This is a genomic window from Rhodococcus sp. PvP016 (genome assembly GCF_017832185.1).
Classification (GTDB): Bacteria; Actinomycetota; Actinomycetes; order Mycobacteriales; family Mycobacteriaceae; genus Rhodococcoides.
Genome location: NZ_JAFIBH010000001.1, coordinates 727,112 through 751,092 on the forward strand (window position 1 = coordinate 727,112; position 23,981 = coordinate 751,092).

The window sequence follows — 23,981 nt, forward strand, 5'->3', positions numbered from 1 at the left end:
GGGGACCAGTGAGGGTCAGGCGGGTGCCGTCAGCTCAGAGCAGCGACGAGCCGATCCGCCAACGCCTTGGTCGATGCCGGGTTCTGGCCGGTGTAGACGGTGCGGTCGACGATGACGTGCGGCGACCAGGCGTCCGCCGCCGAGAAGCTCGCTCCACCGTCGCGCAGACGGGTCTCGAGCAGCCAGGGCGCCTTGTCGGCCAGTCCGGCCTGCTCCTCCTCCTGGTTGGTGAAGCCCGTGAGCTGGTAACCGGAGAAGGGCCAGCTGCCGTCGTCACGCTTCGCCGAGAGCAGCGCAGCGGGTGCGTGGCACACGGCCGACACGATCTTGCCCGAGTCGAGGAACTCGGTGACCAGGGCGCCGAAATCGTCCGACACCGCGAGGTCCTCCATCGGGCCGTGGCCACCGGGGACGAAGACCGCGTCGAACGACGACGCCGTCTGGTCCTCCAGGCGCGCGGGTGACGCGAGAACGTCCTTCACCGACTCCAGGTACGACTTCAGATCGGCAACCTTGGCCTCGTCGCCGCCGTTCGCCTCGACGGCCAGCGATCCCTCGTCGACGGTCGGGGTCACACCGCCGGGCGTCGCGACGACGATGTCCCAGCCGGCCTCGGTGAAGGTCCGATGCGACTCGACGAGCTCCTCCGCCCAGTACCCGGTAGGGTGCGCGGTCCCGTCCTTGAGCGTCCAGTGATCGGATCCGGTGACCACGTAGAGAAGCTTCGTCATGCGGTGATGTCCCTTCGTCGAGTAGTACTTGCCGTCATGGTGTACCCGTCCGCGCCGTACTGACCCGGGAACGGATGAAGCTCACCGGTCGTTGAGGGAGTAAAGCCCGTCACACCACACTCTGCGAGGTACACCATGAGCGGCAAAGGACAGTTCGGTTTCGATCCCGAGGACTTCGAGCGCGTCGCTCGCGAAGCGGGAGAGGGTCTGCGGGACATGCTGGGCCAGGCCATGAAAATGGCCGATCAGTCGGGCGGAGGCGCTCCGTGGGTCGGCATGTTCACGCCCGCCGCTCCCAAGTCCACCCCGGAGCCGGAGACCACGGGTCAGAAGGGCGACGGGGTGTGGGCCGTCTACTCCGTCGACTCCGACGGGTCCGCGAGCGTCGACCAGGTCTTCGCCACCGAACTCGATGCCCTGCGTGCCCACCGGGACAACGTGGATCCGAATCGCAAGGTCCGCTTCCTTCCCTACGGTGTCTCGGTCGGGATCCTGTCGGCCGGTTCGGAGCTCTCCACCGAGGAGTGATCCCCGGCTGCCGGCGCCGTGAACTTCTGAGCCGTGAACTTCTGGGGCATCACGCCGAGGAAGAAGTGCACCAGCGGCCCGATCGCGAGCGCGTACAGCACCGTCCCCACACCGGCCGTGCCGCCGAGGAGCCATCCGGTTCCCAGCACCGCGAGTTCGATGACCGTGCGCACCAGACGCACGGACAGTCCGGTCCGCGCGACGAGTCCTGTCATCAGGCCGTCGCGCGGACCCGCGCCCAGGCCGGCCGAGATGTAGGCCGCCGTGGCAAGACCGTTGAGGACGACACCTCCGGTGAGCATCGCTGTGCGTGACGGGATCGAGGAGACATCGGGCAGCCAGCCCGACACGAGGTCGACGCTCACCGCGATGATGACGATGTTCGCGACGGTTCCGGTGCCCGGCCGCTGACGCAACGGGATCCACAGCAACAACACCATCACGCCGGTCACCGCCGTGATCGCCCCGAAACTGATCGGGAGCCGTGCGGCCAGCCCCTGGTGAAACACGTCCCACGGGTTGAGCCCGAGACCACCGGTGATCATCATGGCCATCGATGTGCCGTAGAGCGTGAGGCCACCCACGAGCAGGGCGGTCCGGAGTGCGAGGTCGCGGGTGTTCATGACGTCGAGTCTGTCCGCCCGCCTACTGCCGAAGTCCAGTCCACCGACCGGCAGTGGACTGAATATCGGTCCCCGTACCGGAACCGGAGACGTGGGCGAGCGCGGCGCCTCAGCGCGAGGGAGCAGTCTGCCGCATCGGTCGCCACGTGCGGTTGCGGTAGTAGATACTGCACTCGATAACAACGAAACCGTTGGGGACGACTGAGATGTCACAGGGGGTTCCCGTCCATGCGAAGGACGACCTTGCCTGCGACACCCGAGCCGGACATGCGCAGTCCGGCCGCGCGCGCGGCGACCGATGTCGCCATGCTGTCCGCCGCCGTCTTCGTCGCTGCCATCATCGGCATTCATTCCAGGCCACCGGGACTTCTTGCCTCGGTGTGGGTGGCCAACGCGGTGGCGTTGAGTGTCTTCGTTCGCTGGCCCCGAACCTTCACCGCGCCGGCGGCCGTCGCAGCGCTGCTCACCCTCGTCACCGCGGACCTCGTCTCGGGTACCGATGTCTACGCGACGATCGCATTCAACGTCGCGAACATCGTCGGCATCCTCGGCGGAACACTCGTGATCCGGCGGCGGCACCCCGAGCCGATGACGTTCGCGGGATCCGCGGACTTCGCGAGAATGTGCATCGGCATCGTCGTTGCCGCCCTCCTGTCGACGACGGTCGCCACCCTCTCGAGCAGCCGCCTGGGACCGCACGCACCCGCCGTCGAGGCTCTGAGCTGGTTCGGATCCGAACTCACGAGCTACCTTCTGATCGTCCCCGTCCTGCTCTCCTTCCGCGCCTCGACGCCGCGCCGCCGCAGCCGCCCCGCCTCACTCCGAGGCCTGATCACGGGGGAGACGGCACCGATCGCGCTGACGGTCCTGCTGATGTTGGCCGGACTCATCGTCCAGGGCCCGTTGCTGCTCGCACTGCCGCTGCCCGCGTTGCTCTGGTGCGCAACGCGCATCCCCATCTTCGGCACCGCGCTGCTCACCGCGCTGTGGTCCGCGTGGACGCTCCTCTTTCTCGGACGCGGGGAACTGCAGACCGGTGGACTGCTGGGCGCCGACGGGCAGGACGGCGCCTCCGCGGTGCTCTCCGTGGCGTTGGTCGCACTCGGACCGCTGCTGGTCGCCGCCGTGTCGCTGGACCGGATGGCTGTGCAGAACAAGCTCCGCGAGGCCCTCGAGTACGACAGTCTCACCGGCGTCCTCTCCCGCGCCGCTTTCCTGCGGCGGAGCCAGCAGCGCCTCGACACCCTGATCACCGACTCGCGGCCGGTCGCGCTGCTCATGCTCGACCTCGACCACTTCAAGTCCATCAACGACACTCTCGGTCACGCCGTGGGCGACATCGCGCTGGTCCGCAGCGCCGCCTGCATCCGGGGCGCCCTGCCGGACGACGCGATCGCCGGGCGCATGGGCGGTGAGGAGTTCGCGATCCTCCTCCCACATGCGGATCAGGAGGACGCCGCGTCCATCGCCGACTCCATCCGCCGCGATCACGAACGGCTGCACGTACTCTCGTCGCGCACGGCGACGGTCAGCATCGGGTTGGCCTGGTCCAGCTACGCCCCGCAGTCCGTCTCGCCGCTGCTCGTGTCCGCGGATCATGCGCTGTACGACGCGAAGCGACGCGGCAGGAACACGGTGGTCGCGGTCAGCCTCGACTGACCGACATCAGGCGGCGACCTGCCATGGCCGCTCGCGGCGCCCCACCGCCCACACGACCACAAGGATCGCCGCGAACATCGCGGCCACGAGCACCAGCGTTGCCACCACACCCGAATGCAACACCACCACGGTGCCCAGGATCGCACCGAGGAACATGGCGACGACGGAGGAGAGCCGACGCAGTACAGCCGCGCCGTCCCGTTTCCGGAGATCGGACCCGATGCCGGTGAGGGCCATCGTCAGCACGGTCGTGGTCATGTCCGGGACGGCGAGATGCCGCACCGCCGCATTCTGCAGCCCCAGGCCCAGCGCGAGCAGCACGACGATGAGGTATCCGCGGCCGGGACCGTCCACCATGAGGATCGCGGCGATCAGCGACGCGAGCGCGAGGACGAACTCGACCCCGAGTGCGTTGCGCAGCAGATGATCTCGTCGACCACCGGCTCGCGCGATCAGTGTTCCACCGACGATTGCGCCCACCAGGAATCCGACCAGGGCGAGCACCGAGCCCCACAACGAGAAACCGGGTGCCCCGCCCAGTGCGAAACCGATGAACACGACATTGCCCGTCATGTTGGCCACGAACACTCGACCGAGAGCCAGCAGGCTGAGCGCGTCGATCGCACCGGTGACGACCGTGACGGCCAGCAGGATCATCGGCAGCGGCCCGTGGCGGGGATGCGCGACGTGGTCCGAGAAGCCATGTGTTGTCACGGCCACGCATTCCGCCCCAGCAGCGCGGATACAGTCGGGTGATGACCATCTCGAGCAGGACCCTGACCGCGGCGGACGGCACGCTGAACGTCCACACCGGGGTGACCGGTCGAGCGTCGAAGATGGGGCACCGGCTGACCATCGCGTTCCGCGACTGGAGCGTCACCGTCGACGAGTCGGAGGGCGCGCCGACGGCCGTCTCGGTTCGGGTGCGCGTCGACTCCATGGAGGTCGTCAGCGGTGAGGGTGGTGTCACACCGATGTTCGGCCCCGAGAAAATGCTCGCGCGATCCAACGCCCTCGGCACGCTGGACGCGTCGGATCATCCCGAGATCCGCTACGACGCGACCACCGTCGAGTCGACGAAGGACGGCTACCGTCTCGACGGCACGCTGACTATCCACGGCGTGACACGCGAGCACACCGTCGACCTGGCGGTCTCCACCTCCGACGGGACGACGCACGTCGCCTTCGACGCGGTGGTGAGGCAGACGGACTTCGGCGTGAAGCCCTACTCCCAGCTGCTCGGATCCATGAAGGTCGTCGATGACGTCGACGTGTCCTTCTCGGCCTCGATCTCGTAGCCGGCCTCGATCTCCTAGCCGACCTCGGCGGACTAGCCGCGCGCCATGTCGACGAAGCGCGACAGATGCAGCTGGTGCGCCACCGTGATGGTGGCCGTGGGTCCGTTGCGGTGCTTGCCGAGGATCAGGTCGGCTTCGCCGCCGCGCGGATCGTCCCGCTCGGTGGCATCGGGACGGTAGAGCAGGATGACCATGTCGGCGTCCTGCTCGAGCGAGCCGGACTCACGAAGGTCGGAGACCATCGGCTTCTTGTCGGTGCGCTGCTCGGGACCACGGTTGAGCTGACAGATCGCCACCACGGGCACCATCAGCTCCTTGGCCAGCAGCTTTAGTGATCGCGAGAAGTCCGAGACCTCCTGCTGACGCGACTCCACCTTCTTGCCGGACGACATGAGCTGCAGATAGTCGATGACGATGAGCTTGAGATCGTGTCGCTGCTTGAGTCGACGCGCCTTGGCGCGGATCTCCATCATGGTGAGGTTGGGGGAGTCGTCGACGAAGAGTGGTGCCTCGCTGATCTCGCTCATCCTGCGGGCGAGGCGGGTCCAGTCGTCGTCCGTCATCTTTCCCGAGCGCATGTCGCCGAGCTTGATCTTGGCCTCGGCGGAGAGGAGACGCATGACGATCTCGGTGCGGCTCATCTCGAGCGAGAACATGACGCTGGCCATGCCGTGCTTGATGGAGCACGAGCGCATGAAATCCATTCCGAGAGTGGAGTTGTGTGTCGGCACCATCGAACGACCGGCGAGATAGAGGTGGTCCGTGTTATCGACCTCGACACATCTGACCGGCACCGAGTCGACGCGACGAACGTCGACGATGAAGCGACTCGAAGACCTGGACACATTCGACGAGGCACGACGCTCTTTGTGCAGCAACTGCTTTCGATGCAGACCGAAGACCACATCATCGGTCGAGAAGGTGAGTGTGAACGCCGTCGACGACGCCTCGGTGCGTCCTGCCACCCTCTTCGTCGATCGATGTACTCGGTACCCCAGACTGACGATGAGTTCCTCGACGTCGAGTGCCAGTCGCTCACTGGTGACACTGAACTGCGCGGATCCGCCTGCCGTGACGGTCCCGTCAGTGTCCAGCAGGCCGGCGAGTACAGCTCGCCGCTGCGACTCCGACGACCTGAGGTACTCCATGGGAATGTGCTTGTTGTTCAACACACCGAGTGTTCGGAGGCGAGCTTGCACCGTCCCCGTGGCGTTTCGGCACTTCTGGCACATCCGAAGTCCGGTGCACAGCTCACCGCAGAGAGGGCACAGCGGCTGATCCACCACGTCATCCTGGAAACGAGCCCGGCCACCGCATGAACGGCCGCAGGTACGCACCTGAGAAGAGAACGGCACGAAGCGTTTTCCGCACACCGTACAGAACTTGGCCGGTACAGGTTCGGGTGCGGGAAGCTGAATCGAGTATCGCAACTCAGCAGCTGCGGATCGAACGGCCACCAACCCCTCACCTTCGATCCGAGCAATGATCTCGGGATCGTCGGAGGTGATCTGCGCGCAAGCGCTGGTGCCGTCCCCCAACCACGCGCCCAGCGTGTAGGGAGGGACGGCAAGGACCGCGTCCGGACGCTGGATCGGATTCGCGTTGGTCACCGAGTGATTCAGACGAGCGTCCTTGGTCGCGCACCTGACCGAACCGGCGATCTGCTCGGTGGTTCGTACCTCGGCGAACGTTCCTTGGTTCTTGGTCCTGTTGTATCGAGCAGCCGCGGCCTGCGCCGACTTCCGCGATGCGCGGGTATCCGTGAGCCACTGATGCTCCGCGTCGGCCACGATGACCGTGCCGTCGGAGAACTCGACCTCGTAGCACGGCCGACCGACCATCACGTCGGTCGCAGCGACGACCCGAGTCGCAGATCCGGACGCATCGATGAGATGGTCCCCGACCTCGACTTCACCCATCGTCGTCCACCCAGTGGGCGTCGCCAACGGCGTGTCGAGGGCGAGCGCCTTGCCCACACCAGGCCTCGCCGCGACGATGATCATCTGGCCCGGGTGCAGACCGTTGGTCACCTCGTCGAGCTCGGTGAAGCCGGTTGGGACACCGTTGGACATGCCGCCACGGCTGGCGATGGAGTCGATCTCGTCCATCGTGGGCTGCAGCAGTTCCTCGAGCTGGACGAAGTCCTCCGCGGTACGCCGTTCGGTGACCTCGTACACCTCGGCCTGAGCCCGGTCGACGACCTCGGACACGTCCTGACCGTCCGCGCCCGCGTAGCCGAACTGGACGATGCGCGTGCCGGCCTCGACGAGGCGACGCAGGATCGCCTTCTCGACGACGATCTCGGCGTAGAACGACGCGTTGGCCGCCGTGGGGACCGTCTGCGTCAGCGTGACGAGGTAGGGCGGGCCGCCGATGCGCTTGAGCTCGCCGCGCCGCTCGAGCTCGGCGGAGACGGTGACCGGGTCGGCGGGGTCGCCGCGGCCGTACAGATCGAGGATGGCGTCGTAGACCATCTGGTGCGCCGGGCGGTAGAAGTCGCCGGGCCGCAGAACCTCCAGGACGTCCGCGATGGCGTCCTTGCTGAGCAGCATGCCGCCCAGTACCGACTGCTCGGCAGCCATGTCCTGAGGGGGCTGACGACCGAAGTCCTCACCGGGCGCCTCGGACGGCCCCTGGTAGTCGTTCGTTCCCCGATCGTCCACGACTGCCACAGATGTTCGCCGCCCTCTCGCTCGACCGAAGCTCGCCCCCGGAGATCTCGTCCGTCCTCGACCGTGTCGGCCGAGGACGTGCTCACCACGTTGTACCCCCGGCCTCCGACACGGTCCGGACACCGTCTGCTCGCACGTACGCGAGCGGCTGTCCAGCGGTCGACGAGGCCCGTCGATGGTGTGCCGGAGGGACGTTAGGTGCTCGGTCCGCCAGCACCAAACGGGCCTGTTGAGCAATCTGTGGACGGGGTGTGGACAACGCTGGCGAGTCGTGTTGACCACCTGTGCAGAACCTGTGCAGCAACAAGATCACACAGCCCATCGATGCACGTCAGAGCGATTTCGCAAATTTCCTCTCTGTGGATGAATCCACACTCGGCGTGTCCTGCCGACTTGACATGTCGGGCGTGTCAGGTCTCCGCAGCTGGAGTTATCAACATGACCTGGGTCACATGTCGGTATCCGCCGGTGAAACCGCCGAGTGATTCTGATCCGGTCCGGATAACAGCCGCGGGACAGGCGACGGGGCGCCGCGACGCAGTGCGTCGCGGCGCCCGTGGAGACCCTGGTCAGTTCTGGACGAGCTCCTGATCGAGCTCGGTGACCGACGCCGCGTCGACGAGTACGACCCGCGCCGTGGGAATGTCGAAGAAGAGTCCGACGACCTTCAGCCTCCCCTCGGCGACCGCCTTGCCCACCACGGCGTGACGCGACAGGGTCTGCAGCTGTACTGCCACGTTCACCATGGCGAGCTGATCGATCTTGGAGAACCCCAGCTCCGCGGCATCCCGCGCGACGGGGTGGCCACTCCGGAACGCACTGAGGCTCGCCCGGCCGTGCGAGAGCCACTCACCCACCACCCCGTCGGCGTCGTGAGCGTCCGCGAGCAGCCCTCGCATCGCTCCACAACCGGAGTGGCCGCAGACCACGACGGAACTGATGGCGAGCGTGTTCACGCCGTACTCCAGAGCGGCCTCGAGCGAGGTGTCCGGGTCGCCGACCGGTATCAGGTTGCCCATGTTGCGAACGGTGAAGAGGTCTCCGGGTCCGGCGCTGGTGATCGTGTTCGGCAGCACGCGCGAGTCGACACAACTCAGGAAGAACGTGTCCGGGTCCTGGAACTCGCTCAACTTCTCGAGATGCGGGCGCATGGACGACGCGCTGCGACGGTGGTACTCCTCGACACCGGCCAGGACCGGCCGGAGCGCCGCCGGAGTGACGGCGTCGGCGGTGAACGGTCCGGAGTGGCTGTCGACGGTCTGCCACTGCGACCACGGCATGAACGTGCGCGCGGAAAGCATGTGGGGCATGCGTGTCGGTGGTCCGGCCGTGGCAGATGCCATGTCCACGGCGCCGACCTCGTCGACGACGACGGTGCCGCCCGTCGCCTCGTACTGCTTCGTCCACTCGTGCAACGCGTCGTACACCGCGTGGTCGAGGAAGTCGACGGTCAGCTCGATCGTCACGGATCGGCCGGCAGGAACGGACTGCAGCACCCGCGTGAGACGAGGGAGCGACAGGAAGCTGAGCGATCCCTCCACCACGACGCGCCAGGAATCCTCGGTGAGCTGCTCGGCCCGCACCCGTGCCCACAGCACGCGGCGCAACACCAGCAGGACCGAGATCGCGAGCCCGATCAGCACACCCTCGAGTAGATTGAGGGTGACGACACCGACGACCGTCGCCGCGTACACCACCACGTCGCCGGTCCTTTTCGCCGATCGGATGTCCGCGAGCTTGACCAGTTGCACACCGATCATGACGAGCAGACCTGCCAGTGCGGCGTAGGGGACCAGCTCGACCACGCCGATGAACAGAACCGAGAAGATGAGAACCCAGACACCGTGCAGCACAGCCGAGGCGGGGGATCGGGCGCCGGATCGGACATTGGTGGCGCTGCGCACGATGACACCGGTGACGGGCAGTCCGCCGGCGACACCGGACACCATGTTGGCGGCGCCCTGACCCATGAGTTCGCGGTCGAAATTGGTGCGTCTGCCCGAGTGCATCTTGTCGATGGCCACGGCGGAGAGCAGACTCTCGACGCTCGCGATCAACGCGACGGTCAGCACACCGGTCGCGAACGCCGCCCACTGACCCTCCGGAAACGCGGGCAACTCGACTGCCTCGATCAGGTTGCCGGGCAGATCGATTCGTTCGACGTTCATCGAGAAGGCCAGGGAGAGACAGGTTCCCGCGACCACGGCCACCAGCGGGCCGGGAACCTTGCCGAGTGGGCCGGTGATGCGCGGCCACAGCAGCATCAGTGCGACGACCACGCCGCCGATGGCGACCGGCGCCGCCTCGGCGTTCAGGATCGACGAGGGCAGGGACGTGATGTTGGCGACGGCGGAACTCCGGCTCTCACCGCCGAGCAACACGTGGATCTGCTGCAGCGCGATGGTGATACCGATACCGGCCAGCATCGCGTGCACCACCACCGGCGAGATGGCGAGCGCCTGGCGGGCGATCCGGCTCAGACCCAGTGCCACCTGCAGCACCCCGGCGAACACCGTGATGAGACACGTGATGCGCCAGCCGAACTGGTTCACCAACTCGGCCACCACCACGGTCAGGCCGGCGGCCGGCCCACTCACCTGCAGCGGGGACCCGCCCAGCGCACCGGCGAGGATGCCGCCGATGACGGCCGCGATGAGGCCCGCCATGACGGGAGCGCCGGAGGCCACGGCGATACCGATGGAGAGCGGCACCGCCACCAGGAACACCACGAGGGACGCGGGCACGTCGTACCGGGCGATGCTCGTCAGTCGGTCGCGTGGTGTGGGGTTCGCGTCGGGTACGGGTGGTTCGGCGGGGGACGAGCGATCGAGTTGTGCAGTCACGGTGAAGCCTCCAGGCGGACACGGATGGTGTGGGTCTGTGCGGTTTCGTCGGTGCAGAACGCCCGGTCTCTCCCCGGGACGCATCGTTGGTCGGACATCTCGAAGAGTACGTAAGGGTTTCGGCACACCGTCGGCGTCGGACGGTGCTCGAGCCGCGTCTGCGCCGAGGTGTGGGGACGGTGCCAGTGGACCCGCCCGGAAACACTCACCGCGCACAGAATCACCACCTCGCCCGTGCCGGAAGGCGGCCGAGGCAGGCAGGAAAAAAATGAACGCAAACGCAGAATGCCCCGGCCGAGAATCGGCCGGGGCATTCTGTACTGCGTGTCGGTGATGATTACGAGGCAGTGACCTCGAGGTCGAACGACGCCGTCACATCGGGGTGCAGCGCCACGGTGATGCGGTGCGTTCCGGTGGACTTCACGTGCGACTTCGGCAGCTCGATGCTGCGCTTGTCGAGCACCGGGCCACCGGCGCTCTTGACGGCAGCGGCGACGTCGGCTGCGGTGACCGCACCGAAGAGCTTGCCCGAGCCGCCGGTTCGCACCGACAGCGTCACGGACGTGAGGCCCTCGATGGCCTGCTTGAGCTCGTTGGCATGGTCCAGCCCGCGCACGGCGCGAGCTTCCTGGGCACGACGGATGCCCTCGACCTGCTTCTGTGCTCCACGGGTGGCCGCAATGGCCAGCCCACGGGGCAGCAGGAAGTTACGTCCGTAGCCGTCCTTGACCTCGACGGTGTCTCCGGGTGCGCCGAGGTTGTCGACATCAGCGGTGAGGATGAGCTTCATGGTTACCTTTCCCCTTATCGCGCAGTCGCGGCGTAGGGCAGCAGTGCTACCTCACGCGAGTTCTTGACTGCGATGGCGATGTCCCGCTGGTGCTGGACGCAGTTGCCGGTGACACGACGAGCGCGGATCTTGCCGCGGTCGCTGACGTACTTACGCAGCAACGTCGTGTCCTTGTAGTCGATGGACGTGTTCTTTTCCTTGCAGAAGGCACAGACCTTCTTCTTGATCACCTTGTCGCGCAACGGCGGTTTAGGCATGGACAATCTCCGAATCTTGATTCACTGCATGTGTGGTGCGTACCGGATCAGAACGGCGGTTCGTCGTCGCCGCCGCCACGGGAGCCACCGAACGATCCCGATGCCTGCGGGGCGCTGCCCCACGGATCGTCACCGCCCGAGCTGCCACCGGACGAACGGCTCGACGAGCCACCCGATCCACCGGAGGAACCACCGAACCCGCCGCCGCTGTTGCCGCCGCCTCCGCCGCTGCCACGACTGACCTTGTTGACCTTGGCCGTCGCGTACCGCAGGGAGGGACCGACCTCGTCGACCTCGAGTTCGACGACAGTGCGCTTCTCGCCTTCACGCGTCTCGTAGGAACGCTGCCGCAACCGGCCCGTCACGACGACTCGCGCTCCACGGGTGAGCGACTCCGCGACGTTCTCCGCAGCCTCGCGCCAGATGTTGCAGCGCATGAAGAGTGCGTCGCCGTCCTTCCATTCGTTGGACTGACGATCGAACGTGCGGGGCGTGGACGCGACGGTGAAGTTCGCGACCGCTGCACCTGCGGGGGTGAATCGGAGTTCGGGATCGGCCGTCAGGTTCCCGACGACGGTGATGACGGTTTCGCCTGCCATGATTCCTCTTTCTCGTGCCTTGTCAGCGCATGATCTTCTCGGTTGCCGTCAGCCTAGGGCGAGACGGTGACACGAGGGATCACTTGCCGCGGCGCAGAACCTTGGTGCGCAGCACCGATTCGTTCAGGCCGAGCTGGCGATCGAGCTCCGACACCGTGGCGGGCTCCGCGTTGATGTCGATCACCGCGTAGATGCCTTCGGCGTGCTTCTCGATCTCGTAGGCGAGACGGCGCTTTCCCCACACGTCGACCTTGTCGACCTTGCCGCCGTCCTTGCGGATGACGTTCAGGAACGTATCCAGCGACGGGGCGACCGTGCGCTCGTCGAGATTGGGGTCGAGGATGACCATCAGTTCGTAATGACGCATAAGACCTCATCACCTCCTATGGACTGTGAAACGGTCACGGACGATCCGTGACAGGAGGGTCGTTGCGTCAGCAACCGGTCCAGGGTACCTGGACCGCGGCTCACCACGAAATCGGCGGATCGACGGTGCGGACAGCACGGCGCGAGGGCCGGGGCACCTACTCTTGTCCTCATGACCACCGGCCGCGCGACCATCTCCGGCCGCGCCGGGGTGGCCACCGCGGCCACCGTGACCGCGATCTCGGTGATCACGATGGTGCTCGGCTACCTCAACAAGGCGCGGTGCGCGGGGGCGCCCTTCGACGAGACCGGACGCAGTCTGGCGTTCGACCGCATCAAGGACTCGTCCGTCTGCTACTCCGACATCCAGTTCCTGTGGCTCGACCGCGGCATCGATCAGCACCTGTTCCCGTACCTGACCGGCGGTATCTCCGCCGACGGCACGCTCACCGGCGGAACCGTCGAGTACCCGGTGCTCAGCGGACTCCTCATGTGGGTCGGCGGTCTGGCGAGCCACACCGACGCCCAGTTCCTCCTCTACTCGGCGCTCCTGCTCGCACCGTTCGGCGCGGTGACCGCCTGGATGCTCGGACGCCTCGGCGGCCGCGTCGCGCTGCTCTGGTCGGCCGGCCCGGCGCTGGTTCTGTACGCGTTCCACAACTGGGAACTCCCCGTGGTGGCGACGGCCGTCGGCGCCGTGTACGTGATGTCCACCCGCATGCCGCTCCGACGTCGGGCGTACCTGGCGTCGGCACTCCTGGCGGTGGGCTTCTGCCTCAAGCTCTATCCGGGCGCCTTCGTTCTCCCGCTCGCGCTGTACGTCCTGGCGGGGGGAGTGGGCGGGGCGGAATCCCCCGTGTCCGCACGCCGGTCGCCGCGCCGACTCGACGTGCGCGGGGCGGCCGGGGTGATCGCCGTCGCCGCTGCCGTGGTGGCCGTCGTGAACCTGCCCTTCGCGATCCTCGGCTACGACGGATGGCGGGCGTCGTTCGCCTTCCAGGGCATGCGGCAGGCCGACATCACGACCAACTCGATCTGGTACTGGGGTCTGCGGATCCTCTACGACGTGCCATCGGCGACGCCGGACATGAGCGCCGCCAACGACCAGGCGTACCAGAGCCTGGTCTCGGTTCTCTCGCCGTTGCTGGTGCTGGTGGCGTTCGCCGCCGCGCTGTGGTTCGGCTGGCGCCGACGTCTCGCGGAGGGCACCTACCCCTGGGTGCAGACCAGCGCGGTGATGCTCGTGGCGTTCCTTCTGTTCCACAAGGTGCACTCACCGCAGTACACGCTGTGGCTCGTACCGTTCTTCGTCCTGTTGCACGTTCCCTGGCACGTGGTGACGGCCTACCTCATCACCGACGTCGTACTCGGTGTCGGCGTCTTCCGGTACTTCGCCGCGTTGTCGAGTGGCAGCGACGCGACCACCGAGGAGAACGTCGTGGTGTTCGGGGTGTGGGTGCGCGCCGTGCTGCTGGTCGTTCTCGTCGTCCTGTTCGCACGGTCACGTCGCCGCACTCTCGACGCCCGTCCCACCCGGTCCCCGCGCCGCCGGACCGACGCCGAAGCGGAGGTACCCGTGTGAGCACGCCGTTCGATCCCGGCCCCCTGCTCGGCGAGCACGTGCACCTCGAGCCGCTCACGCCCGATCACGTGGGCGAGCTCGCGGCCGCCGCGGACGACCCCGCGATCTTCCGCTGGACCGGCTCCGTCGTGTCCGACGATACGACCGCCCGCGCGTACATCGACGCCGCACTGGCGGACACGTCGCGGCGGGCGTTCCTGCAGCGGGACGCGCGTACCGGCATTGCGGTCGGCACGACGTCCTACTACCAGATCGACGCCTCGAATCGGAGCGTCGCCATCGGATACACCTGGCTCTCGCGCTCGGCCCAGGGAACCAGGATCAATCCCGAGTCGAAGTTCCTTCTGCTCGAGCACGCCTTCGGCTCCGCCGACGTGGTGCGGGTGGAGTGGCACACCGACGCGCTGAACGAGCAGTCCCGCGCGGCGATCGGCAAGCTGGGCGCACAGTTCGAGGGACTGCTGCGCAAGCATCGTCGCCGCGTCGACGGAACGTGGCGCACCACGGCGCTGTTCTCGATGACCGACGACGAGTGGCCGGCGGCCCGAGACGTTCTACGCACCCGCATCGACGGCTGAGTAAACCGTCGACCTGCGCCTTTTACAGAATGTGTGCACTCGTCCGGCAGAGTTCGTGACGAGTCATTCTCCGGGGGACGATGACAAAACCGACTGTTCGGTGACAGACTGCTGAAGAAACCGGCAGTTCGACCGAAACCAGGGACACGAGAAACAAAGGCACACCAGTGACGACCACGACATGGCGCCGTCCGGATCAGGACGGCTCGGCCACCGATCGCACCCATGGCCACACCGACAGCACCACCTACCAGCGCCCCAACCTCACGGTTCGCGAGATCGAGGTCCTCATCAGCTGGTTCCGTTGCGATTCCAAGCCGGCCGTCGCGGCCAGCATGTTCCTCTCGCTCGGAACGGTGAACACCCACCTGACGCGGATCCGTCAGAAGTACGCAGCCGTTGGCCGACCCGCACCGACCAAGGCTTCCCTGGTCGCGCGAGCCCTGCAGGACGGCCTGATCGACATCGACGAGCTCTGAGGCCCGCCGACGCCCGTCACTCCTGGATGTGCACCTTGGCGTCGTCGGCATGGCCCTCGGCCGCGAGGCGCCGGTTACGGCGGACGCTGGACAGGAACGACAGTCCGATGAGGACCACACCGACGAGACCGGTGACGATCTCGTTGATGTGCACGCCGATCGAGACGAGCAGGATGATCGACAGTGCGCCGATGGCCCAGTGGGCGCCGTGCTCGAGGTACACGTAGTCGTCGAGCGTGCCCTTGCGCACCAGGAAGACCGTGAGCGACCGCACGAACATCGCACCGATGAAGCCGAGACCCAGCGCGATGATGATGGGGTCGGCGGTGATGGCGAACGCGCCGATGACGCCGTCGAAGCTGAAGGACGCGTCGAGGACCTCGAGGTAGAGGAACAGGAAGAAGCCGGCCTTGCCGGTGGCCTTCGCGAGGTCCGACGGCCCGCCGGAGGTCTCTTCCTCCTCGTCTTCACCCGGGACGTGGAACAGATTGCCGAGACCGTTCACCGCGATGTAGGTGACCATGCCCAGTACGCCGGACACCATGACCGTGGAGATCTTGTCGTCCTCCGCCATGAACTCGGCCGCGAGAACCAGCAGGATGCCGGCGACGATCACGGACATCATGTCGAGCTTGCCGGCCTTGGCCAGCGGCTTCTCGATCCACGAGAGCCAGGTGTGCTCGCGCTCCTCGAAGATGAAGCCGAGGAACAGCATGAGCAGGAACATGCCACCGAACGCGGCGATCTGCGGATGCGCGTCGGTGATCAGCGTCTCGTACGACGGGCTGCCGTCGGGGAAGTAGGCGGCATCGTCCGCGGGCGGGTTGAGCGCGAGACGGAGCGCCGCCACCGGGCCCAGGCCCGACGCGGCCCAGACGATGACGAGCGGGAAGACCAGCCGCATACCGAAGACGGCAATGACGATGCCGATGGTGAGGAAGATCTTCTGCCAGAACTCGCTCATCCTGCGCAGGACCGTGGCGTTGATGACCGCGTTGTCGAAGGACAACGACACCTCGAGGATGCCGAGGATCACGACGAGAGCGACGGCCTGCCAGCTCCCGTAGATGAAGGCCACCACGATGGCGAGCGCGGTGATCGCGAACGACCATCCGAAGATGCGTAGAACCACGGGTGGTGGCCTTTCTCTGATGTCGATCCCTGCGGGCTCCGGCTGTGGGGCGTCGTTGCCCCGACATGCAACGGAGAGTGTCGCAGCGCCGTCCGACGAGGACGACGCGCAACACTCTCCGGTACTCGGACCGAATGCCCCGTCGAGCGGGACATTACTCCTTCACACGTGTCAGACGTTCACTCCGAAGTCCCGGGCGATGCCGGCCAGACCGGAGGCGTAGCCCTGGCCCACGGCGCGGAACTTCCACTCCGCACCGTTGCGGTAGAGCTCGCCGAAGACCATGGCGGTCTCCGTCGAGGCGTCCTCGCTGAGGTCGTAGCGGGCGAGTTCGGTGCCGTTGGACTTGTCGACGACGCGGATGTACGCGTTGCGGACCTGGCCGAACGACTGCGAGCGCGCGTCGGCCTCGTAGATCGAGACGGGGAAGTTGATGGTGTCGATGTTCGGCGGCACGGCGGAGAGCTCGACGTTGATGAGCTCGTCGTCGCCCTCGCCCTCACCGGTGGTGTTGTCACCGGTGTGCTCGATCGACCCGTCGGGGCTCTTCAGGTTGTTGAAGAACACGAAGTGCTGGTCGCTGACCACCTTCTTGTCCGTACCGAGCGCGATCGCGCTGGCGTCGAGGTCGAAGTCGGTGCCGGTGGTCGTGCGGATGTCCCATCCGAGGCCCACCGAGACGGCCGTGAGGTTCGGTGCTGCTTTCGTGAGGGAGACATTGCCACCCTTGGTCAGGCTGACGCCCATGGCTCGAGTCCTTTCGGTTGCGTGCTACCGGTTGCGTGTCGGCACGTGCTGCCCACGTCGCGTTCATACCCTCAACGAGCGGCATCGCACCAGCGTTCCCTCGAGCCGGTGCGACTCGAGATCGCCGGCACGTCCGAGAACGGCGCCGCCAGTACCATCGGGCGGGTGACACACCGCTGGCCCGGGCGCCTGAGCCGCGGCCGGGCGCGCACCGAGGCGGTCGCCGCCATCCGGGCCGACACGGTCCGGACCTTCCTCGACATGGACAAGCGTCAGTCGATCGCGTCCGCAGGAGTCGATGCGCTCGAACGACTGGGCAGGTCGGACGACAGTCTGCGAGCGCGCTGGCGGCCGGTGGAGGAGCAGTGCTTCGCAGCGGGTGCCTCGTATCTGGCGGCCACCGAGCGCCCCGAGTCCGACGCGAGCGAGGAGGCGTACGACGCCTTCGCCACCGCCATCGCCCATCTCTCCGCCGCCAGCGCCGCGGTCGACCAGTTCTACGAGGCGCATCGGGCACGGCTCGAACACGCGACGAGCGAGTACGCCGCGGTCCCGCGACTGGCGAACGACGCGCGCACCGCGGCGACCTCGGTGCTCGCGACCGTCACCGGATCGGAACCGCATCACTCCTACCGCTCGGTGCGTGACGCCGTCGCCGCGGTGCACCGTGCACTGGACGGTCTCGCGGCTGCGGAATCCGGTGGCAGCGGCACCGCGGTCACCGGCCGCGCGGCGCAGGTGCGCTCCGCCACTGACGATCTCCGCCGGGCTCTCGCCGAGGCACCCGGCCGTGCCGGATCCGCGTCCACCGCCCTGGCCTCGGTCCGCACTCGGCTCCAGGCGGTCGGCACCAAGGCCGAGTACATCGCGCCCGCCTACTCCGCCCTGCTGCGCGACTTCGTGGCCGCCAGCTCGGACGATCTCTCCCGAGCTCGGGAGAACTGCGAGACCCACATGGCCGAGGCGACCCGCGACATCGACGACGCGGCGACCGCACGCGAGCGAGGGGATCCGGAGGAGGCACTCGACCGGATCACCGCCGCACGGCAGCATCTGGCCGACGCGGAGGCGGACATCGAGGCCGTGACCGGACGCCTGGCGCGCCTGCGCGAGGTGCGGGACGACCCCGGTGCCGTGGATCGCCGCGTCCGGTTCCGGTTGCGCGACGCGCAGCTGCTTGCCGTCGACCGGGGACTGGTTGCCGAATGGGGCTCGGTGTTGGATGCTCAGCTCGCACGGATCGAGAGGGCCGCCGAGGCACTCGGAACGGGCCGACCCGACTACTGGGCGTACCTGCGCGAACTCGATTCCGTCGAGGACTTCATCTCCGGTGTGGTCGACCGCATCCGCGGACGACAGAGTCGGACCTGATACGAAAGGGGTTGCAGTGCAGCACTTCTCTCACTTGGAACCCGCCACACTCGAGTACCTGTTCCACCGCCCGCCCGTCGCCGTGACCGCGGAGAGCGACCTCACGACACGGGCGCTCGCCCTGGGCGCCACGCTCTACGTGCCGGCCACCAGGGCGAACCTGGTGGAGACCGTGCGCAAGCGCGCCGCCGAGGGCTCCCGGTCCGTCGTGCTCGATCTCGAGGACGCCGTCGCCGACGGCGACCTCGAAGCGGCGCGCGGACACGTCGTCGCCGCGCTGGACGCACTGGCCGTCGATCCGCCCGAGACCGCCGTCTTCGTCCGCGTCCGCACGGCGGAGGACATGCACCACGTCTGCGACCGTCTCACCACCGGCTTCGACGTCCTGCACGGCTTCGTCCTCCCCAAGTTCCGGCCGGAGAGCGGCGAGAAGTTTCTCGAGGAGGTGGCCGCACGGTCGGCCGCCGCGGGCAGACACCTGGTGGTCATGCCCGTGATGGAATCCCGCGAGATGGTCTACCGGGAGACCCGCGACGACGAGTTGGCCGGTGCCCGTGACGTGCTCGGCCGACACCGCGACAGCGTCCTGGCGGTGCGCGTCGGTGCCACCGACATGAGCGGCGCCTTCGGGATCCGACGCGACCGCGACCTGACGATCTACGACGTCCGCGTGGTCGCGGACACCATCGGCGCCATCGTCAACCACCTCGGTCGCAGTGACGGAACGGGGTTCGTCGTCACCGGCCCGGTCTGGGAGTACTTCGCCGACCACGAACGGCTCTTCCGCCCGATGCTGCGGGCCACGCCGTTCGCCGAGCACGATGCCGTCCGCTTCCGCCAACAGCTGGTCAGCCGCGACATCGACGGTCTGCTCCGCGAGGTCGCACTCGACCGTGCCAACGGGCTGCACGGCAAGACCGTCATCCATCCGTCCCACGTCGCCGCCGTGCACTCGCTGTCGGTGGTCACCCACGAGGAGTATCAGGATGCACAGGCCATCGCGTCGTCCTCCGCCGGAGGCGGCGTGCTCGCCTCGGGCTACGGGAACAAGATGAACGAACTCGGCCCGCACCGGCCGTGGGCCGAGCAGACGCTGCGCCGGGCCGCCGTCTTCGGCGTCACTGCCGAGGGTGTGTCGTTCGTCGACGTGATGCAGGCACTGGCCAGGCGTCCCGCGTCCGTGACCGGCACTGCACGATGAGTCGCGCGACGGACCGCCGACTGCCCTGGGCGACAGCCGAACTGGGGCTCGTCCTCGAGCACGGCACCTCGTCGGTGGGCCGGCGGGTGGGCGACCTCGTGCAGCCGGGGCTGCGGCGCAACCCGCGCCGGGCACACCTGCTCGTGTCGACCGTGCTGGGCAAGCACATCCCGCAGGATCCGGCCGAGGTCATCCGCGCAGGTGAACTCCTGGGCTCCCTGTGCGCAGACGTGCTCGCCGGACACGACGACGGCGTGGTGGTACTCGGATTCGCCGAGACCGCCACGGGACTCGGCCACTGCGTGGCGACGCGTCTCGGCGCCCGGTCCTACATCCACTCGACCCGTCGACCCGTCGAGGGATTCGGCGTGCACGGTGAGTTCGAGGAGGGCCACTCGCACGCGACGGACCATCGCCTCCTGCCCACCGATCCGGACCGCGACCTGCCGCCCTACCTCCCCATGGTTCTGGTCGACGACGAGATCTCCACGGGAACGACGGCGCTCGGAGCCATTCGCGCGGTGCACGCTCTCGCACCGCGGGCGCGCTACGTGATCGCCTCGCTCGTCGACATGCGCTCGGCGGATCAGCGCCGCGAGACCGACCGTGTCGCAGCCGAACTCGGTGTGGTCATCGACTCGGTGTCGCTCGCGACGGGCACCGTGCACCTGCCGGACGACATCATCGCCGTCGTGGAGGCGTTACCCGCCGCACCTGCGCCGGTGGATGCTCCACACCGAGGGACCGTCACTCGGGTCGACGTGCCCTGGCCGGCCGGAGTTCCGGACGGCGGTCGCCACGGTTTCCGGGCCGAGGACGTCGGCGCCTTCGACGCCGCGGTCGAGGAGTCGGCCGATCTGCTGCGACCGCACCTCGGCGCGGGTACCACCGTCGTGATCGGGCACGAGGAACTGATGTACCTCCCGCTCCGCATCGCCCGCGCACTGTCGGACCGCGGAACGCCGACGCTGTTCCAGACCACCACCCGCTCACCCGCTCATGTGCTCGACGAGCCGGGTTACCCGCTGCGGCGCGGCTTCTCGTTCGTCGCACCGGAACCCGCGGCCGGTGGCCGACGTCATCTCTACAACGCTCGGGTACCGGACGAGGCGGCGCCGAGCCCCGTTCTTCTCGTCGTGGATCCGCCCGCGGACACCGAGGCGTTGACGGGTCCCGACGGTCTCGTGGACGCCCTCACCCGCACCGGCATCGATGTCACCGTCGCCGTGGTGGCGTCGGATCCGCACTCGCTGCGGACGGGGTCTCGATGACGGTACCGCTGCACGGCCCGGCATTCGGTTCCTACGCGGCGGACGAGGTGTCCTGGCTCCTGAAGGATCTCTCGCACGTCTCGCTGGAGGCGGACACCGCGTCCCGAGAGAAGCAGATCCAGTCGGGTGCAGCGCACTACGCCGAGAGTCTGCCCGTCGAGTATCAGCCCGATGCCGCCTATCGCGACCTGTTCGCCACCGTCCTCGAGGAGAGCGCGACGCGCCTCGCCACCGCGGTCGGCGTCGTCACCGATCTGGTGATCGCCGAGCGCGGGGAGAACCTGGTGCTCGCCTCTCTCGCCCGCGCCGGCACCCCGATCGGCATCCTGATGCGCCGCTGGGCGCGGGACGTGCGCGGTCTGACGTGGCCGCACTACGCGGTGTCCATCGTGCGCGACCGTGGAATCGACTCCGCCGCACTGCATCACCTCGCCGGTCACCACGACCCGGCCGACATCGTCTTCGTGGACGGCTGGACCGGCAAGGGCGCGATCACCCGGGAGCTGACAGCCGCCCTCGACGCTGTGCAGCGAGCGGGAGGCCCCCGCTTCGACGATCGGCTCGCGGTACTGGCGGACCCCGGGCACTGTGTGACCACCTACGGCACCCGCGACGACTTCCTCATCGCGTCCGCATGCCTCAACTCGACGGTGTCCGGCCTGATCTCCCGTACAGTGCTGAACGACACCCTCATCGGGCCCGGCGAGTTCCACGGCGCCAAGTTCTACGCCGATCTCGCCGCGGTGGACGTGTCGAATCTGTTGTTGGACACCGTGTCCGCCAGATTCGACGACGTCGCGGACGCCGTGGCGGAGGGGTTGTCGACGGTGCGGTCCGCCGACCGGACTCCGACGTGGAGTGGCTGGGCGTCGGTCGAGCGCGTACGGGAGGAGTACGGCATCAGCACGGTCAACTTCGTCAAACCCGGAGTCGGAGAGACCACTCGCGTGCTGCTCCGCCGGGTCCCGTGGCGCATCCTCGTGCGCGACGCGCAGGCGCCGGAGCACCGCCACATCCGGATGCTCGCCGACGCGAGGGGAGTGCCCGTGGACGTCGTTCCCGATCTGGCCTACTCCTGCATGGGCCTGGTCCGGGACGTCTCGTGACCGAGGCGAGAACCGCACTCGTCGCGACCGATCTCGACCGCACGATGATCTACAGCGCGGCCGCGTTGGCGGAGGGTCGCACGGACGGACAGGACGACGACGTGCGCTGCGTCGAGTACTACGAGGGCGCGCCGCTGTCGTACATGACCGCACGCGCCGCGGACCTGCTCACCACCCTCGCGTCCGAGGCGGTGGTGGTGCCGACCACGACGCGCACCGTCGAGCAGTTCCGACGCATCACCCTGCCGGGAGCACCCTGGCGGCATGCGATCACGACCAACGGGGCCACCATCCTCGTCGACGGTGAGCCGGATCTCGACTGGCGCTGCGCCGTCGAGGACGCCGTCGCCGGGTCTGCGGTGCCGCTCGCGGAGGTGACCGCGGAGATGACACGGCGGGGCGATGATTCGTGGGTGCTCAAGCAGCGGACGGCGGACGATCTGTTCTGCTACCTCGTGGTGAACGTGGAGACGATGCCCGAGGGGTTCGTCGACGAGTTCGCACACTGGTGCACCGAGCGCGGCTGGGGCGTGTCCCGGCAGGGCCGGAAGGTGTACGCGATGCCCGACGCGGTGTGCAAGTCGCATGCCGTCGCCGAGGTTCGCCGACGGTGCGTGACCGCGGGAACGCTGGAGGCCGACGCCCCGGTGCTCGCCGCCGGGGACGGCGCCCTCGACGCGGAGATGCTCCGCGCCGCGACCGCCGCCATCCGTCCGCGGCACGGTGAACTGGAACTGCTGCAGTGGGACGCACCCGGACTGGTGGTCACCGAGCGGTCCGGCGGTGCTGCGAGCGAGGAGATCCTGCGCTGGTTCCGGGCGACGGCCGGCACGCCGGGCGCCGCCGCTGCCCCGCCGACACACGTACGCTGAATTCGGACGTACCCGACCACCCCGGAAGAGGACGAGACGTGGCTGCACAGCCGTTGACCAAGGGACAGAATGCTCCTCTGTCCACCGCCACCGTTCGCATCGGTCTCGAACTGACCGCACCGGCGGACATCTCCGCCCTGCTCGTCACCGACAGCGGCAAGGTCCGCTCGGACGCCGACTTCGTCTTCTTCAACCAGCCCTCCGGCCCCGGTGTGCAGCTGGTTCCCGGCCAGGGTGGCCCGCAGGAGGTCGCCGTGACCCTCGCCGCGGTCCCGGCCGACATCACCCAGATCCGTGTCGTCGTCACGCTCGACGACACGTCGAGCAGCTTCGGACGCGTCTCGGCCCCCACCGCGCACGTGATCGACGGCGGTACCGGCGCGACGCTCTACTCGTACACCGTGGACGGCCTCACGACGGAGTCCATCGTCATCGCGCTCGAGCTGTACCGGCGCGGCGACGGCTGGAAGGTCCGTGCGGTGGGCCAGGGTTACGCGGGCGGGTTCGCCGCCCTGGTCGGCGATCACGGCGTCTCGGTGGACGACGCTCCCGCAGCGGCGCCCGCGCCTGCTGCACCCACACCTCCGCCGGCCCCCACGCCGCCGGCGGCGCCCGCGGCACCTCCAGCACCCCCTGCGCCCCCGGCATCCACCACGCCCGCGGCCCCCGCCGAGGTGAGCCTGACGAAGGCTCGGCCCGTCAGCCTCACCAAGGGTCAGAAGGTGACACTGAAGAAGGACGGCGGCGTCGCCCTGACCACCATCCGGATGGGCCTCGGCTGGGATCCCATCAAGAAGGCCGGCTTCTTCGGAGGCGGGCGCAGCGCGGACGTCGATCTCGACGCCTCGGCGCTGATGTTCTCCGGCGACAAGCACGCCGACGTCGTGTACTTCGGCCAGCTGCGGTCGAAGGACGGGTCGATCGTCCACCAGGGCGACAATCTCACCGGCGAGGGTGAGGGCGACGACGAGGTGATCACGGTGGACCTGACGCGGGTTCCCGCCCACGTCAGCTCGATCGTCTTCATCGTGACCTCCTACCGCGGGCAGACGTTCGAGCAGGTGGCGAACGCGTTCACCCGCCTGGTCGACAACACGATCAACACCGAGCTGGCTCGCTTCACTCTGCAGGGCGGCATGCCGTTCACCGGACTGGTCATGGCCAAGGTGTACCGAGCCGGGAGCGAGTGGAAGCTGCAGGCGATCGGCGACGGCATCAACGCCAAGCACGCGGGCGAGGCGTTGCCGCAGCTCCGTCCGTACCTCTCCTGACGAGG

General features: G+C 67.9%; 23 protein-coding genes. 12 read left to right on the top strand and 11 right to left on the bottom strand.

What is annotated here, in order from left to right:
• Nucleotides 1-29 precede the first annotated feature (29 nt).
• Entirely contained in the window at nucleotides 30-731 is a 702-nt protein-coding gene (locus JOE30_RS03310; protein ID WP_204869380.1) for a type 1 glutamine amidotransferase domain-containing protein, read from the bottom strand.
• 135 nt (nucleotides 732-866) lie between these two features.
• Here JOE30_RS03310 and JOE30_RS03315 point away from each other — a divergent pair, with 135 nt between their 5' ends.
• The gene (locus JOE30_RS03315; RefSeq protein ID WP_204869381.1) at nucleotides 867-1,259 is read left to right on the top strand and encodes a hypothetical protein; all 393 of its coding nucleotides are present in this window, start codon (nucleotides 867-869) and stop codon (nucleotides 1,257-1,259) included.
• Here the strand turns inward: JOE30_RS03315 and JOE30_RS03320 are convergent.
• The gene (locus JOE30_RS03320; RefSeq protein ID WP_204869382.1) at nucleotides 1,202-1,882 is read right to left on the bottom strand and encodes a YitT family protein; all 681 of its coding nucleotides are present in this window, start codon (nucleotides 1,880-1,882) and stop codon (nucleotides 1,202-1,204) included. The two genes, JOE30_RS03315 and JOE30_RS03320, sit on opposite strands and share 58 nt — an antisense overlap.
• A gap of 228 nt (nucleotides 1,883-2,110) precedes the next feature.
• Between JOE30_RS03320 and JOE30_RS03325 the strand changes: the two genes are divergently transcribed.
• Nucleotides 2,111-3,541: a diguanylate cyclase gene (locus JOE30_RS03325; RefSeq protein ID WP_204869383.1), complete on the top strand. Its 1,431-nt coding sequence runs from the start codon at nucleotides 2,111-2,113 to the stop codon at nucleotides 3,539-3,541.
• A 6-nt stretch (nucleotides 3,542-3,547) separates the two neighbouring features.
• On the opposite strand, the gene JOE30_RS03330 is transcribed toward JOE30_RS03325, so the two are convergent.
• Nucleotides 3,548-4,255 carry a YoaK family protein gene (locus tag JOE30_RS03330; RefSeq protein WP_204869384.1) on the bottom strand — a complete coding sequence of 236 codons (708 nt, stop codon included), beginning with the start codon at nucleotides 4,253-4,255 and terminating at the stop codon, nucleotides 3,548-3,550.
• A 41-nt stretch (nucleotides 4,256-4,296) separates the two neighbouring features.
• On the opposite strand from JOE30_RS03330, the gene JOE30_RS03335 reads away from it, so the two are divergent.
• The gene (locus JOE30_RS03335; protein WP_204869385.1) at nucleotides 4,297-4,839 is read left to right on the top strand and encodes a YceI family protein; all 543 of its coding nucleotides are present in this window, start codon (nucleotides 4,297-4,299) and stop codon (nucleotides 4,837-4,839) included.
• 32 nt (nucleotides 4,840-4,871) lie between these two features.
• On the opposite strand, the gene dnaB is transcribed toward JOE30_RS03335, so the two are convergent.
• The 6 genes from dnaB to rpsF form a co-directional block, all read right to left on the bottom strand.
• A complete protein-coding gene (gene dnaB, locus JOE30_RS03340) occupies nucleotides 4,872-7,511 on the bottom strand; it encodes a replicative DNA helicase (RefSeq protein WP_204869386.1) in 2,640 nt (879 codons plus the stop codon).
• Between the two features lie 569 nt (nucleotides 7,512-8,080).
• The gene (locus JOE30_RS03345) at nucleotides 8,081-10,354 is read right to left on the bottom strand and encodes a bifunctional SulP family inorganic anion transporter/carbonic anhydrase (protein WP_307806047.1); all 2,274 of its coding nucleotides are present in this window, start codon (nucleotides 10,352-10,354) and stop codon (nucleotides 8,081-8,083) included.
• Between the two features lie 337 nt (nucleotides 10,355-10,691).
• Nucleotides 10,692-11,144: a 50S ribosomal protein L9 gene (gene rplI, locus JOE30_RS03350; RefSeq protein ID WP_027506022.1), complete on the bottom strand. Its 453-nt coding sequence runs from the start codon at nucleotides 11,142-11,144 to the stop codon at nucleotides 10,692-10,694.
• A gap of 14 nt (nucleotides 11,145-11,158) precedes the next feature.
• Complete coding sequence (gene rpsR, locus JOE30_RS03355) at nucleotides 11,159-11,401, bottom strand: 30S ribosomal protein S18 (RefSeq protein WP_027506021.1); 243 nt, start codon at nucleotides 11,399-11,401, stop codon at nucleotides 11,159-11,161.
• Between the two features lie 47 nt (nucleotides 11,402-11,448).
• The gene (locus JOE30_RS03360; protein ID WP_027506020.1) at nucleotides 11,449-12,000 is read right to left on the bottom strand and encodes a single-stranded DNA-binding protein; all 552 of its coding nucleotides are present in this window, start codon (nucleotides 11,998-12,000) and stop codon (nucleotides 11,449-11,451) included.
• A gap of 79 nt (nucleotides 12,001-12,079) precedes the next feature.
• The gene (gene rpsF, locus JOE30_RS03365) at nucleotides 12,080-12,367 is read right to left on the bottom strand and encodes a 30S ribosomal protein S6 (RefSeq protein WP_027506019.1); all 288 of its coding nucleotides are present in this window, start codon (nucleotides 12,365-12,367) and stop codon (nucleotides 12,080-12,082) included.
• 171 nt (nucleotides 12,368-12,538) lie between these two features.
• On the opposite strand from rpsF, the gene JOE30_RS03370 reads away from it, so the two are divergent.
• The 3 genes from JOE30_RS03370 (at nucleotide 12,539) to JOE30_RS03380 (ending at nucleotide 15,005) form a co-directional block, all read left to right on the top strand.
• On the top strand, nucleotides 12,539-13,948 hold the full coding sequence (locus JOE30_RS03370; protein WP_204869388.1) for a glycosyltransferase 87 family protein: 1,410 nt from the start codon (nucleotides 12,539-12,541) through the stop codon (nucleotides 13,946-13,948).
• Complete coding sequence (locus tag JOE30_RS03375; RefSeq protein WP_204869389.1) at nucleotides 13,945-14,526, top strand: GNAT family N-acetyltransferase; 582 nt, start codon at nucleotides 13,945-13,947, stop codon at nucleotides 14,524-14,526. The genes JOE30_RS03370 and JOE30_RS03375 overlap by 4 nt, the downstream gene beginning before the upstream one ends.
• A 167-nt stretch (nucleotides 14,527-14,693) precedes the next feature.
• Nucleotides 14,694-15,005 (top strand): LuxR C-terminal-related transcriptional regulator, encoded by a 312-nt coding sequence (locus JOE30_RS03380; protein ID WP_204869390.1) that lies wholly within the window; start codon nucleotides 14,694-14,696, stop codon nucleotides 15,003-15,005.
• Nucleotides 15,006-15,021: 16 nt separating this feature from the next.
• On the opposite strand, the gene JOE30_RS03385 is transcribed toward JOE30_RS03380, so the two are convergent.
• Complete coding sequence (locus JOE30_RS03385; RefSeq protein WP_204869391.1) at nucleotides 15,022-16,137, bottom strand: DUF475 domain-containing protein; 1,116 nt, start codon at nucleotides 16,135-16,137, stop codon at nucleotides 15,022-15,024.
• A 171-nt stretch (nucleotides 16,138-16,308) separates the two neighbouring features.
• A complete protein-coding gene (locus JOE30_RS03390) occupies nucleotides 16,309-16,884 on the bottom strand; it encodes a TerD family protein (protein ID WP_204869392.1) in 576 nt (191 codons plus the stop codon).
• 165 nt (nucleotides 16,885-17,049) lie between these two features.
• Here JOE30_RS03390 and JOE30_RS03395 point away from each other — a divergent pair, with 165 nt between their 5' ends.
• From JOE30_RS03395 to JOE30_RS03420, 6 genes are read left to right on the top strand one after another with little or no spacing between them, the layout of a single operon-like run.
• Nucleotides 17,050-18,255, top strand: a complete 1,206-nt coding sequence (locus tag JOE30_RS03395) for a hypothetical protein (RefSeq protein WP_307806048.1) — start codon at nucleotides 17,050-17,052, stop codon at nucleotides 18,253-18,255.
• Between the two features lie 16 nt (nucleotides 18,256-18,271).
• Entirely contained in the window at nucleotides 18,272-19,456 is a 1,185-nt protein-coding gene (locus JOE30_RS03400) for an HpcH/HpaI aldolase/citrate lyase family protein (protein WP_204869393.1), read from the top strand.
• On the top strand, nucleotides 19,453-20,727 hold the full coding sequence (locus tag JOE30_RS03405; RefSeq protein WP_204869394.1) for a phosphoribosyltransferase family protein: 1,275 nt from the start codon (nucleotides 19,453-19,455) through the stop codon (nucleotides 20,725-20,727). Before JOE30_RS03400 ends, JOE30_RS03405 begins: the two co-directional genes overlap by 4 nt.
• Nucleotides 20,724-21,833 (top strand): cysteine protease StiP family protein, encoded by a 1,110-nt coding sequence (locus tag JOE30_RS03410; RefSeq protein ID WP_204869395.1) that lies wholly within the window; start codon nucleotides 20,724-20,726, stop codon nucleotides 21,831-21,833. The genes JOE30_RS03405 and JOE30_RS03410 overlap by 4 nt, the downstream gene beginning before the upstream one ends.
• 44 nt (nucleotides 21,834-21,877) lie before the next feature.
• Nucleotides 21,878-22,705, top strand: a complete 828-nt coding sequence (locus JOE30_RS03415) for an HAD family hydrolase (RefSeq protein ID WP_204870740.1) — start codon at nucleotides 21,878-21,880, stop codon at nucleotides 22,703-22,705.
• Nucleotides 22,706-22,743: 38 nt separating this feature from the next.
• Nucleotides 22,744-23,976 carry a TerD family protein gene (locus JOE30_RS03420; RefSeq protein ID WP_307806049.1) on the top strand — a complete coding sequence of 411 codons (1,233 nt, stop codon included), beginning with the start codon at nucleotides 22,744-22,746 and terminating at the stop codon, nucleotides 23,974-23,976.
• Nucleotides 23,977-23,981: the final 5 nt, after the last annotated feature.